A 12537-nucleotide genomic window follows, 5' to 3' on the forward strand; every position below is an offset into this window, starting at 1 on the left:
GTCAGTTCGCCAGATGGTTGCGCACGTGGCCGACCACGTCGGCCACGCTGACCGCGGTGGCCTGCGCGTCACGCCGGCCCTGGTACTCGACCTTGCCTTCCTTCAGGCCGCGGTCGCCCACCACCACGCGGTGCGGCACGCCGATCAGTTCCCAGTCGGCGAACATCACGCCGGGGCGCTCGCCGCGGTCGTCGATGATGACGTCCACGCCGGCCGCCAGCAGCTCGGCATGGATGCGGTCGGCCTCGGCCTTGACGGCTTCGGAGCGGTCGTAGCCCACCGGGCAGATCACCACCGCGAACGGCGCGATCGCTGCCGGCCAGATAATGCCGCGCTCGTCGAAGTTCTGCTCGATCGCGGCGCCCAGGATGCGGGTGACGCCGATGCCGTAGCAGCCCATCTGCATCGGCTGAGTCTTGCCGTTCTCATCCAGGAAGGTGGCGTTCATGGACTCGGAATAGCGCGTGCCCAGCATGAACACATGGCCCACCTCAATGCCGCGGCAGATTTCCAGCGTGCCCTGGCCGTCCGGCGAGGCGTCGCCGGCGACCACGTTGCGCAGGTCGGCGACGACCGGCTCGGGCAGGTCGCGGCCCCAGTTGACGCCGGTGTAGTGGTAGTCGCGATAGTTGGCGCCGCAGACGAAGTCGCTCATGTTGGCGACGGTGCGGTCGGCCACCACCTTGACCGGCTTCCTGGCGCCGATCGGGCCGAGGTAGCCCGGCGGCGAGCCGAAGGCATCGACGATCTCGTTCTCGGTGGCGAAGCGGAAGTCGGCCAGGCCCGGCACCTTGGAGGCCTTGACCTCGTTCAGTTCATGGTCGGCGCGGATCAGCAGCAGCCAGATTTCGGCGCCGGCTTCGGTATCCTTGGCCAGCACGATCGACTTGACGTTGCGCTCCAGCGGGATGCCCAGGAACTCGGCCACGTGCTCGCACTTGGTCTTTTCCGGGGTAAAGGTCTTGACCAGGTCTTCCTTGGGCGCGGCGCGCTCGGCCAGCAGCGGCAATGCCTCGGCGGCCTCCATGTTAGCCGCGTAGGCGGAGGTCGGGCAGTAGACGATGGCGTCTTCACCCGTCTCGGCGATGACGTGGAACTCATGCGAGCCCGAGCCGCCGATGGCGCCGTTGTCGGCCGCCACGGCGCGGAATTCCAGCCCGAAGCGGCGGAAGATGCGCACGTAGGTGTCGTACATGTTCTCGTACGACTTGCGCAAGCCGTCGGTATCGCGGTCGAAGGAATAGGCGTCCTTCATGGTGAACTCGCGCCCGCGCATGATGCCGAAGCGCGGCCGGCGCTCGTCGCGGAACTTGGTCTGGATCTGGTAGAAATTGACCGGCAGCTGCTTGTAGCTGCGGATTTCGCCGCGGGCGATATCGGTCACCACCTCTTCCGAGGTCGGTTGCACCGCGAAGTCGCGCTCGTGGCGGTCCTTCAGGCGCAGCAGCTCCGGGCCCATCTTGTCCCAGCGGCCGGTTTCCTGCCACAGCTCGGCCGGCTGGATCACGGGCATGGACAGTTCCACCGCGCCGGCGCGGTTCATCTCCTCGCGCACGATGTTCTCGACCTTGCGGATCACGCGCAGCCCGATCGGCATGTAGCTGTAGATGCCGGCGCCTAGCTTCTTGATCATGCCGGCGCGCATCATCAGTTTGTGCGACACGATTTCCGCGTCGGCGGGCGCTTCCTTGAGGGTGGAAATGAAGAATTGCGAGGCTTTCATCCGTTGTTTCTCTCGAGGCCGCCAGGAATCCCGGCAAATCCGGGGGAGCTGCGGCACTGATTTGTCGCGCACGCGCCTGAAACTGCCCTTCTGCTCGGGGAAAACCACCATCCCCCCTTCTGAGCCCGGCTGCGCGCTTCCTTTATAATCAGCGTAATTCTAAAGGATTCGAGGTGCAGTCATGCTCGATCGTGAAGGCTTTCGCCCGAACGTCGGCATCATCCTCCTCAACGCACGCAACGAGGTTTTCTGGGGCAAGCGAATCGGCGAACACTCCTGGCAGTTCCCGCAAGGCGGCATCAAGTACGGCGAAACGCCGGAACAGGCCATGTACCGCGAACTGCATGAGGAAATCGGCCTGCTTCCGGAGCACGTCAGGATCGTTGGTCGCACGCGCGACTGGCTGCGTTACGAGGTGCCGGACAAGTTCATCCGCCGCGAGATCCGCGGCCACTACAAGGGCCAGAAACAAATCTGGTTCCTGCTGCGCATGGCCGGCAGGGACTGCGATATCCACCTTCGCGCCACCGACCATCCGGAGTTTGACGCCTGGCGCTGGAGCCATTATTGGGTGCCGCTGGAGGCGGTGATCGAGTTCAAGCGCGATGTCTACCAGATGGCGCTGACGGAATTGTCGCGCTTTTTGAACCGGCACCCGCGCGTGCCGCTGAGCCCCTATGGCACGCACGGCGCCCATGGTGCGCATGGCATGCACGGGCGCTACGGCGGGCCGCGCAGCCAGATGCAGGGCCGAGGTGGCCAGCCGGGGCAGCCGGCGGTGGCCGGGGCCGACTGCGATGGCGCGGCGGAACCTGAGCCTGCCCCTGCGCCCGAACCTGAAGCCCAGCCTGTATCTGTTTCGCCGGCCGCAGCGCCGGTATCCACCTCACGGAGCACTGATGACTAGTTTCACCGGCCCGGGCCGCGACCGCGGCGGCCTGCGCGCTGCCGGACTGCTGCTTGCCGCGGCCAGCCTTGCGCTGGCCGGCTGCAAGACCACTGGCAAGCAGATGGCAGAGGAAGAGAGCACGTGGCTCAACCCGTTCGCGCCCAAGACCTTCGAGGAGGCCAAGGCGATGCTGCCGCCGCTGCCGCAGGACGCCGACCTGATCCCGTTCTCGGTATCGGGCACCGGCAGCCTCTCGTTCGCGGTGGACAGCAAGTCGGTCTCGGTCGGCAAGGACAACGTGGTGCGCTATACCGTCGTCACCACCAGCCGGAGCGGCGCGCGCAACGTGACCTTCGAAGGCATGCGTTGCGACGCGTTCGAGCGCAAGCTCTACGCCACGCTGCCGGCCGGCGCCAAGGAATGGATTCCGAACCTGAGCGAATACGGCGAGAACTGGCACCGCATGGAAACCCGGGTGAGCAACGCCTATGCCGCGACGCTGGCGACCGATTTCTTCTGTGAAGGCCGCACGGTGGCCGGCAAGCCGGATGACATGGTGCGCGAGCTGAAGTCACGGGCGCCGAGCAATCGCTGACACCGGAAGCGTCGATACGAAAACGGCGGGACTGTCATCCAGTCCCGCCGTTTTTTCTTATGCGCTTGTTGCCTGTGCCTCAGACCAGCACCAGGTTATCGCGATGGATCAGCTCAGGCTCGTTCAGGTGGCCGAGCACGGATTCGATCTCGGAAGAGGGCTTGCGTGCGATCAGCCGCGCCTCCGCGCTGGAATAGTTGGTGATGCCGCGCGCGACCTCGCGCCCCTGCATGTCGACGCAGGCGATCACCTCGCCGCGGGCGAACTCGCCCTGGACTTCCACCACGCCGATCGGCAGCAATGACTTGCCGCCACTGGTGAGCTTCTCGACCGCGCCGTTGTCGATCACCACGCGCCCGCGCAGCTGCAGGTGGTCGGCCATCCATTGCTTGCGCGCGGTCAGCCGGCCGGTTGGCGCCAGCAACTGGGTGCCGATGGCCTCGCCGGCGGCCAGGCGCTCTAGCACGTTGGCTTCGCGCCCGGAGGCGATGGTGGTGTGGGCACCCGACTTGGCCGCGCGCTTGGCCGCCAGGATCTTGGTCAGCATGCCGCCGCGGCCGATCGACGTGCCGGCGCCACCGGCCATCGCTTCCAGCTCGGGCGTGCCGGCCAGCGCCTCGTCCACGAACTCGGCGGCCGGGTCCTTGCGCGGGTCGGCGGTGTACAGGCCGCGCTGGTCGGTCAGGATCACCAGCGCGTCGCCTTCGATCAGGTTGGTCACCAGCGCGCCCAGCGTGTCGTTGTCGCCGAACTTGATTTCGTCGGTGACGACGGTGTCGTTCTCGTTGATGATCGGCACCACGCCCAGCGACAGCAGCGTCAGCAACGTGGAGCGCGCGTTCAGGTAGCGCTCGCGGTCGGCCAGGTCGGCGTGGGTCAGCAGCACCTGCGCGGTGCGGATGCCGTAGCGGCCGAACTGGCTTTCATAGACCTGCGCCAGGCCCATCTGGCCGACGGCGGCGGCGGCCTGCAACTCGTGGATTTCCTTCGGGCGGCGCACCCAGCCCAGGCGCTGCATGCCTTCGGCGATGGCGCCAGAGCTGACCAGCACCACTTCCTTGCCCGCCACGCGCAGCTTGGCGATCTGGGCAGCCCAGCGGGCGATGGCGTCGTGGTCCAGCCCCTTGCCATCGTTGGTGACCAGGCTGGAGCCGACTTTGACGACGATGCGCTTTGCCTGCGCGATGACCGATTGCATGGCGGGAATCCTGTCTCCCGGGCAGCCGGCGGCGGGCGCCGCGCCCGAATTGTCCGTATGTAGTGTGCTGCGGTGAGGCCAGCCGTCGGCGGCCCCTTGCTTATGCCTCGCGCTCGCCCTGGTCGACGTTGTGCAAGCGCTCGTCCAGGCGGATGTCCGGCTCGGCCAGCGCCGCGGCCTCTGCGGCCTTGATCGCCAGCAGGTGGTCCTTGATCGCGTAGATCAGGTCGCGACAGTTTTCGCCGGTCAGCGCCGAGATCTGGAACACCGGGCCCTTCCACTTGTAGCGCTTGAGGAAGTCCTTCACCTTCGTGACGCGCTCTTCCTCGGGCACCATGTCGAGCTTGTTCAGCACCAGCCAGCGTGGCTTGTCGTACAGGGTCTCGTCGTATTTCTTCAGTTCGTTGACGATGGCCTTGGCTTCAGCGACCGGGTCGACCGCCTCGTCGAACGGCGCCAGGTCGACGATATGCAGCAGCAGGCCGGTACGCTGCAGGTGGCGCAGGAACTGGTGGCCCAGGCCCGCCCCTTCTGCCGCGCCTTCGATCAGGCCGGGAATATCGGCGACCACGAACGACTGCTCATGGTCCACGCGCACCACGCCCAGGTTGGGGTGCAGGGTGGTGAACGGGTAGTCCGCCACCTTCGGGCGCGCATTGGAAATATGCGAGATAAAGGTCGACTTGCCGGCGTTGGGCATGCCCAGCAGGCCGACGTCGGCCAGCACCTTCAGCTCGAGCTTGAGCATGCGGCGCTCGCCCGGCTTGCCGTCCACCTGCTGGCGCGGCGCGCGGTTGGTACTGGACTTGAAATGGAGGTTGCCCCACCCGCCCATGCCGCCTTCGGCCAGGCACACGCGCTGGCCGTGCTCGGTCAGGTCGGCGATCACCTCGCCGGTGTCCATGTCCATAATCAGCGTGCCCACCGGCATGCGCAGGGTGACGTCTTCGCCAGCCGCGCCGTAGCAGTCGGAGCCGCGGCCGTTCTCGCCGTTGCGCGCCACGTGCTTCCTGGCGTAGCGGAAGTCGATCAGCGTATTGATATTGCGGTCCGCCACGGCGAACACGCTGCCGCCCCGGCCGCCATCGCCACCATCCGGGCCGCCGAAGGGCACAAACTTCTCGCGCCGGAACGAGGCGCTGCCATTGCCGCCGTTGCCGGCGATGGCTTCGATTCGGGCTTCGTCGATGAACTTCATGATGGGTTTTCCGTGATGGAGCGGCGGGCTGGCGGCCGGATGCCGCCTGCCCTGCCGGGCGCACCGCAAAAGGCGCTATCGAAACGAGCGAAACGAGCGAGGCGAACCTCAAGACCGCGCCAGCATCGTTTTGATAGTGCCTCTAATTGTGGCCAGAAAAGAAAAAGCCCCGCAAGCGTTGCGGGGCCTTCATCCTGCAAAGGCTGTTATCAGGCCGCCGGGACGACGCTGACGTGCTGCTTCTTGGCAGGGCCCTTGACGGCGAACTGCACGTGGCCGTCCACCAGGGCAAACAGCGTGTGGTCCTTGCCCACGCCGACGTTGTCGCCGGCATGCACGCGGGTACCGCGCTGGCGGATGATGATGCCGCCGGCGTTGATGGCCTGGCCACCAAACACCTTCACGCCCAGACGCTTCGATTCGGAATCACGGCCGTTCCGCGTGGAACCGCCGCCTTTTTTCTGTGCCATGTCTTACTCCTGTCGCTTTACCTGGTTACGCTCGATCGATCAGGCAACGATCGCTTCGATGCGCAGTTCGGTGTAATTCTGACGATGGCCCTGACGCTTCTGGTAGTGCTTGCGACGGCGCATCTTGAAGATCTTCACCTTGTCGTGACGACCTTGGGAGATAACGGTAGCTTTGACGGAAGCCCCGCTAACCAGCGGCGTACCAAACTTGATTTGGTCGCCGGCGCCCACTGCGAGCACCTGGTCGAGCGTGATTTCTGCGCCAATGTCTGCCGGTATCTGTTCTACTTTCAGTTTTTCGCCAGCAGCAACCTTGTATTGCTTGCCGCCGGTTTTTACGACCGCGTACATTGTCGAACCTCTCGGATGTGAATAAAACGCCGAATGCCGGCACTGGGCGCACCCTGCGCGGCCGGTCAATGCACGGCCTGGCGCGTGGGCGGGCTCACTGCGGCCCGGTTATCTCCCGCCGGTCAGCACCCGCAAAGCGAGCGTAGCAACCGGAGGAAACCGGGAATTGTAAACGAGGTTGGGGAAAAGCGCAAAGAAAACAGGCACATAGCCTGTGGGCGGCGGCATCGCCACAAAGCGAGGGCGCCCGGCTCAGGTCAGGTCGGCGAGCAGGAATCCCGCCAGTGCGGCAAACGCCACCCACAGGGCGGTGCGGCGCAAATGGCGGCGAGATACGGGCTTGTCCATGCCCGAATTATAGATGCGCGCCACGCGAACACCCTGCGCGCATACCCTGAGCGGCCATCTTTAGAATGCGCTGCATGCGTAGAACGGCGTGGGCTTCGCATATAATCGTCCGGTTTTGCGTAACGGTGATCATCTTGTCCCAGCCTTCCGCCACTGCCTTGCTTGCCCCGGTCGCTGCAGACATGCGCGCGGTCGATGCTGTCATCCGCCAGCGGCTGTCTTCTGAAGTCCCGCTGATCGAGCAGATCGGCGAATACATCATCGGTGCCGGCGGCAAGCGCCTGCGCCCGGTGATCCTGTTGCTGACGGCGCGCGCGCTGGGCTACGACGGCCACCGCCACCATGAGCTGGCCGCCGTCGTCGAATTCATCCACACCGCCACGCTGCTGCACGACGACGTGGTCGACGAGTCCGAACTGCGGCGCGGCCGCGATACCGCCAACGCGGTGTTCGGCAACGCCGCCAGCGTGCTGGTGGGCGACTTCCTTTACTCGCGCGCATTCCAGATGATGGTCGATGCTGGCAGCATGCGTATCATGGAAATCCTGTCCAACGCGACCAACGTGATCGCCGAGGGCGAGGTCCTGCAGCTGCTGAACATGCACGACCCGGATGTCACCATCGAGCGCTACCTGCAGGTGATCCGCTACAAGACCGCCAAGCTGTTCGAGGCCGCGGCCCAGTTGGGCGCGGTGCTGGCCGGCGCCGACGCGGAGATGGAAGAAGCCGCGGCCGAGTACGGCCGCCGCATCGGCACCGCCTTCCAGCTGATCGACGACATGCTCGACTACACCGCCAGCGCGGAGCAGATGGGCAAGAACGCCGGCGACGACCTGCGCGAAGGCAAGCCCACGCTGCCGCTGCTGCACCTGCTCGAGCACGGCACCGCCGAGCAACGCCAGCTGGCGCGCGACGCCATCGTCCAGGGCGGCACCGAGCACTTTGACGCGGTGTTCGCCGCGATCCACGCCAGCGGCGCGCTGGAGGTCACCTTCGAAGCGGCACGGCGTGAGGCCGAGGCTGCGGAAAAAGCGGCGATGCAATTCCCCGCGTCGGAGTTGAAAGAGACCCTGATCCAGCTCTGCTCGTCCTCGCTGCAGCGACTGTCTTAACGGGAACGTGGCGCAGGCAACGGAAGCGGGACGAAGTGCGATTTTGCCTGCCCCTCTTCCCTTTCAAAAAAAACGCTGCTAAACTTGCCTTCTTTGCTGCTGACGACCAAACTTAACGGTTAAGCGTTAGCCAGCAAGACTAAATCGGGGTGTAGCTTAGCCTGGTAGAGCGCTACGTTCGGGACGTAGAGGCCGGAGGTTCGAATCCTCTCACCCCGACCAGATTTAAAGAGCCGAATCGACGTGAGTTGATTCGGCTCTTTGTCTTTGTGCCGGCCATTCGGGCCACGGCGTGTCCCCCACACGCCAGATCGGCTGCGCCGCTACCGTCCGATCAACCCTTGATCGCCTCGCGCTGACGCTTGAACGCCCTCAGGTCGGCTACGCAGAAAAGCTGCCTACGTCCCACTTCGACACGAGCATTCAGCTTGCCATCCCGCACCAGGCGGCGGAAGGTGGCGATCGAGACTTCCATGTATTCGGCGGCCTCGGCGGTGGTGAAATCACCCCTTCTCCCCGCGCAAGTAGGGTTGCGCTTGTGTCGCGCAAACGCCAACACCGCGCTGTCGTCGCCTTTACAAAAAGTGACCCCGGCGGCAAACTGCCCCGATCCGGGGACGTGGGACCGTCCCGCCCCCTCCGTGGCCAGCGGCCACCGTCCAACCGCACAGCGCACCTGCCATGACACTCGGTCTTGCCCTGGCCCAGAGCCGGCGTATCGCGCCCGCCCTGCTTGCTCAGCTGGAGCAGGCCGCGCGCGAAAAGCAGTCGCAGCTGATCGACGAAATCGTCGGCAGCGGCACCATGAGCGCGCACGACCTGGCGCTGTTCGCGGCGGACAAGTACCAGCTGCCGCTGCTGGACCTGGCGCAGTACAACCTCAACAAGGTGCCGCCGGCGCTGGCCGGCAACCGTGAGTTCCATGCGCACCGCCTGCTGCCGCTGGGCCGGCGCGAGAACCGGCTGGTGCTGGCAACATCCGACCCGTCCAACCAGGCCGGGCTGGATGCGATCAAGGAAAAGTACAAACTGCCGGTCGAAGCGGTGGTGGTTGAGCACGACAAGCTGATGAAGCACGTGCGCTCCGCCGGCGAGGCGCTGGGCACGCTGAAGAACATCTCGCCGGTACAGGTCGAGCGCAAGCTGATCGAGTACGACCCGGTAGCCGCCGCCAGCGCCCAGCGCAACCGCACTGCCGCCGAGGCCATCGACGACGCCCCGGTGGTGCGCTTCCTGCAGAAGCTGCTGACCGAGGCCTTCCATCGCGGTGCGTCCGACCTGCACTTCGAGCCGTTCGAAACCTTCTACCGTATCCGCTTTCGCGTGGACGGGGTGCTGCAGGAAGTCGCGCGCCCGCCGCTGGATATCCGCGACAAGATCGCTACCCGCATCAAGGTGCTGTCGCGGCTGGATATCTCTGAAAAGCGCGTGCCGCAGGATGGCCGCATGAAGCTGCTGCTCTCGCTGCCCAAGGACAAGGACGCCAAGGAGACGGTCGAGAAGGCGGTGGACTTCCGCGTGTCGACGCTGCCGACGCTGTTCGGCGAGAAGATCGTGATGCGGATTCTCGAATCGTCATCCGACAAGCTCGACATCGACCAACTCGGCTACGAGCCGGAGCAGAAGGCACTGCTGCTGGACGTGATCAAGCGCCCCTACGGCATGGTGCTGGTGACCGGCCCGACCGGCAGCGGCAAGACAGTGTCGCTGTACACCTTTCTGAACCTGCTGAACCAGGGCGATATCAATATCTCCACTGCGGAGGACCCGGCCGAAATCCAGCTGCCCGGCATCAACCAGGTCAACGTCAATGACAAGGCCGGGCTGACCTTTGCCGCGGCGCTGCGCTCGTTCCTGCGCCAGGATCCGGACATCATCATGGTCGGCGAAATCCGTGACCTGGAAACCGCCGATATCTCGATCAAGGCCGCGCAGACCGGCCACCTGGTGCTGTCCACGCTGCACACCAACGACGCGCCGACCACGCTGACGCGGCTGATGAACATGGGCGTGGCGCCCTTCAACATCGCGTCAAGCGTGCTGATGATCACCGCGCAGCGGCTGGCACGCCGGCTGTGCACCTGCAAGCGCCAGGGCGATTTGCCACACCAGGCGCTGCTCGACGCCGGGTTCCGCGAGCAGGATATCGACGGCAGCTGGCAGCCCTTCCATCCGGTCGGATGCGAGCGCTGCAACGGCAGCGGCTACAAGGGCCGCTGCGGCATCTACCAGGTCATGCCGATCACGGAGGCCATGCAGCAGATCATCCTGTCGCACGGCACGGCCTTGCAAATCGCGGAGCAGGCGCGCAAGGACGGCGTGCTATCGTTGCGCGACGCGGGGCTGCTGAAGGTAAAGCAGGGCGTCACGTCACTCGAAGAAGTGCTGGCGACCACGAATATTTAGTCGGACACGTAGGGCACAACGTAAATACAAGACGTAGAACAAACGTCATTTACATCGGGGGTCAAAATCATGGCGACGCGCGCACCAGCGGCGGGCGCCCGGACGGCAGCGCCGTCACGGGCGAAATCAGGGAAGGGGCGCAAGGCACCCACCCAGTACATCTTTGAGTGGGAAGGCAAGGACCGCAAGGGCAAGACCTTCACCGGTGAGCTGCGCGCCGAGAACCAGGCCGAGGTCACCGCCACGCTGCGCAAGCAAGGCCTGACCATCGTCAAGCTGAAGAAGCGCAAGGCCGCGCGCGGGCGCAAGATTACCGAGAAGGACATCGCCTATTTCACGCGGCAGTTGTCGACCATGCTCAAGGCGGGTATCCCGTTGCTGCAGTCGATCGACATCATCGCGCGCGGGCATGTTAACCCCAACTTCACCCAGCTGCTGTCGGACATCCGTTCCGACATCGAAGCCGGCAGCAGCATGGCGGCGGCGTTCCGGCGCCATCCGAAGTACTTCGACACGCTCTACTGCAACCTGATCGATGCCGGCGAACAGGGCGGTATCCTCGATGCCCTGCTGGAGCGCCTGTCGCTCTACATGGAAAAGACCATCGCGCTGAAGAGCCAGATCAAGTCGGCGATGATCTACCCGATCGCGGTGCTGACCGTGGCCTTTGCCGTCACGGTGATCCTGATGCTGTTCGTGATCCCGGCGTTCAAGGGCGTGTTCTCGAGCTTCGGCGCCAATCTGCCGGCGCCGACGCTGGTGGTGATCGCGATCTCGGACTTCTTTGTCCAGTACTGGTATCTGGTGATCGGCGTACCCGTGGGCGGCATCATCTTCTACCTGCGCGCCCTGAAGAAATCCGAGAAAGTGCAGCGCGCCACCGACCGCGTGCTGCTGAAGCTGCCGATCTTCGGCAGCCTGTTCCGCAAGGCGGTGATCGCGCGCTGGACGCGCACGCTGGCGACCATGTTCGCCGCCGGCACGCCGCTGGTGGAATCGATGGAGTCCGTCGCCGGCGCCGCCGGCAACTGGCTCTACTACGACGCCACGCGCGAGATCGAGCAATCGGTGCGCATCGGCACCAGCCTGACCAATGCGATGCAGGCGACGCATGTGTTCGACAACATGGTGTTGCAGATGACGCAGATCGGCGAGGAGTCGGGTGCGCTCGACAATATGCTGCTGAAGGTCGCCGAGTTCTACGAGCGCGAGGTCGACGATGCCGTGGCCGCGATCTCCAGCCTGATCGAGCCGCTGATTATCGTGGTGCTGGGCGTGCTGATCGGGGGCATGGTGGTGGCGATGTACCTGCCAATCTTCAAGCTGGGACAGGTGGTGTAAGGGATGGCTTTGGCATTCTCCACCTCGCCTTTCCCGACCGGCAGCGGGCAGCTGCTGCACGCGCTGGCGGCGCTGCCGCCGGCCTTCATGGTCGCGGTGGCGGCCCTGCTGGGGCTGGTGGTCGGCAGCTTCCTCAACGTGGTCATCCACCGGCTGCCGCGCATGATGGAGCGCGACGAGGCCAACTATATCGCCGAACTGCGCGGCGACCCGCTGCCCTATCCCGCCCGCTACAACCTGATGGTGCCGCGCTCGGCCTGCCCGCATTGCGGGCACGCGATCGCGCCGTGGGAAAACGTGCCGGTGCTGAGCTGGTTGCTGCTGCGCGGGCGCTGCTCGGCCTGCAAGACGCCGATCAGCGTGCGCTATCCGCTGGTGGAGCTGGCCTGCGGCCTGCTGAGCGCGCTGCTGGCGTGGCGCTTCGGGCCGGGCTGGCAGACATTGGCCGCGCTGGTGCTGGTGTGGTCGCTGCTGGCGCTGACCATGATCGATGCCGACACGCAGCTGCTGCCCGACCAGATCACGCTGCCGCTGCTGTGGCTGGGCCTGCTGCTGAACCTGGGTGGCCTGTTCGTGCCGCTGGCCGATGCGGTGATCGGCGCCGCCGCCGGCTACCTGGTGCTGTGGGTGGCGTACTGGCTGTTCCGGCTGGTGCGCGGCAAGGAAGGCATGGGCTTCGGCGACTTCAAGCTGATGGCCGCGCTGGGCGCGTGGTTCGGCTGGCAGGCGCTGCCGGCGCTGGTGCTGTTGTCGTCGGTCGCGGGTGTGGTGTTCGGGCTGGCCAGCATCGCGCTGCGCCGGCAGGAGCGTGATACACCCTTCCCCTTTGGCCCCTTCATCGCGCTGGCGGGCGTGGTGGTGCTGGGGTTCGGCCCGGGCGTGCTGCCGCTGGCGCTGCCATGAAGC

General features: G+C 65.3%; 12 protein-coding genes and 1 tRNA gene. 7 read left to right on the top strand and 6 right to left on the bottom strand.

All coding sequences use genetic code 11. The features are described from left to right. Position 1: 1 nt before the first annotated feature. The gene (locus AC10V3_RS17965) at positions 2-1723 is read right to left on the bottom strand and encodes a proline--tRNA ligase (protein ID WP_022536655.1); all 1722 of its coding nucleotides are present in this window, start codon (positions 1721-1723) and stop codon (positions 2-4) included. 181 nt (positions 1724-1904) lie between these two features. On the opposite strand from AC10V3_RS17965, the gene AC10V3_RS17970 reads away from it, so the two are divergent. Both AC10V3_RS17970 and AC10V3_RS17975 read left to right on the top strand, forming a co-directional pair. Further along, positions 1905-2630, top strand: coding sequence for an RNA pyrophosphohydrolase (locus tag AC10V3_RS17970; protein WP_022536656.1), 726 nt, complete (start codon positions 1905-1907; stop codon positions 2628-2630). After that, positions 2623-3207: a CNP1-like family protein gene (locus AC10V3_RS17975; RefSeq protein WP_022536657.1), complete on the top strand. Its 585-nt coding sequence runs from the start codon at positions 2623-2625 to the stop codon at positions 3205-3207. The genes AC10V3_RS17970 and AC10V3_RS17975 overlap by 8 nt, the downstream gene beginning before the upstream one ends. 79 nt (positions 3208-3286) lie before the next feature. Here the strand turns inward: AC10V3_RS17975 and proB are convergent, their stop codons facing one another. From proB to rplU, 4 genes are all read right to left on the bottom strand, one after another. After that, complete coding sequence (gene proB / locus AC10V3_RS17980) at positions 3287-4405, bottom strand: glutamate 5-kinase (protein WP_022536658.1); 1119 nt, start codon at positions 4403-4405, stop codon at positions 3287-3289. Between the two features lie 100 nt (positions 4406-4505). Beyond that, the gene (gene obgE, locus AC10V3_RS17985; protein WP_022536659.1) at positions 4506-5603 is read right to left on the bottom strand and encodes a GTPase ObgE; all 1098 of its coding nucleotides are present in this window, start codon (positions 5601-5603) and stop codon (positions 4506-4508) included. Between the two features lie 209 nt (positions 5604-5812). Then, positions 5813-6073 carry a 50S ribosomal protein L27 gene (gene rpmA / locus AC10V3_RS17990; protein ID WP_011299102.1) on the bottom strand — a complete coding sequence of 87 codons (261 nt, stop codon included), beginning with the start codon at positions 6071-6073 and terminating at the stop codon, positions 5813-5815. A gap of 39 nt (positions 6074-6112) precedes the next feature. Beyond that, entirely contained in the window at positions 6113-6424 is a 312-nt protein-coding gene (gene rplU, locus AC10V3_RS17995; protein ID WP_006576525.1) for a 50S ribosomal protein L21, read from the bottom strand. A gap of 530 nt (positions 6425-6954) precedes the next feature. On the opposite strand from rplU, the gene ispB reads away from it, so the two are divergent. Together ispB and AC10V3_RS18005 are read left to right on the top strand one after the other, a co-directional pair. Beyond that, positions 6955-7884: an octaprenyl diphosphate synthase gene (ispB, locus tag AC10V3_RS18000; protein ID WP_051369817.1), complete on the top strand. Its 930-nt coding sequence runs from the start codon at positions 6955-6957 to the stop codon at positions 7882-7884. A gap of 145 nt (positions 7885-8029) precedes the next feature. Further along, positions 8030-8106: transfer RNA gene (locus AC10V3_RS18005), tRNA-Pro, on the top strand. A gap of 112 nt (positions 8107-8218) precedes the next feature. Here the strand turns inward: AC10V3_RS18005 and AC10V3_RS18010 are convergent. Then, positions 8219-8572, bottom strand: coding sequence for a helix-turn-helix domain-containing protein (locus tag AC10V3_RS18010; protein ID WP_349607169.1), 354 nt, complete (start codon positions 8570-8572; stop codon positions 8219-8221). Here AC10V3_RS18010 and pilB point away from each other — a divergent pair. From pilB to AC10V3_RS18025, 3 genes are all read left to right on the top strand, one after another. Beyond that, on the top strand, positions 8566-10290 hold the full coding sequence (pilB, locus tag AC10V3_RS18015) for a type IV-A pilus assembly ATPase PilB (RefSeq protein WP_349607170.1): 1725 nt from the start codon (positions 8566-8568) through the stop codon (positions 10288-10290). The two genes, AC10V3_RS18010 and pilB, sit on opposite strands and share 7 nt — an antisense overlap. Before the next feature lie 69 nt (positions 10291-10359). Continuing rightward, positions 10360-11631, top strand: a complete 1272-nt coding sequence (locus AC10V3_RS18020) for a type II secretion system F family protein (protein WP_022536664.1) — start codon at positions 10360-10362, stop codon at positions 11629-11631. A gap of 3 nt (positions 11632-11634) precedes the next feature. Beyond that, positions 11635-12534 (top strand): prepilin peptidase, encoded by a 900-nt coding sequence (locus AC10V3_RS18025; RefSeq protein WP_022536665.1) that lies wholly within the window; start codon positions 11635-11637, stop codon positions 12532-12534. Positions 12535-12537 lie beyond the last annotated feature (3 nt).

The sequence above is a fragment of the Cupriavidus sp. PB-02 genome, from assembly GCF_058252315.1.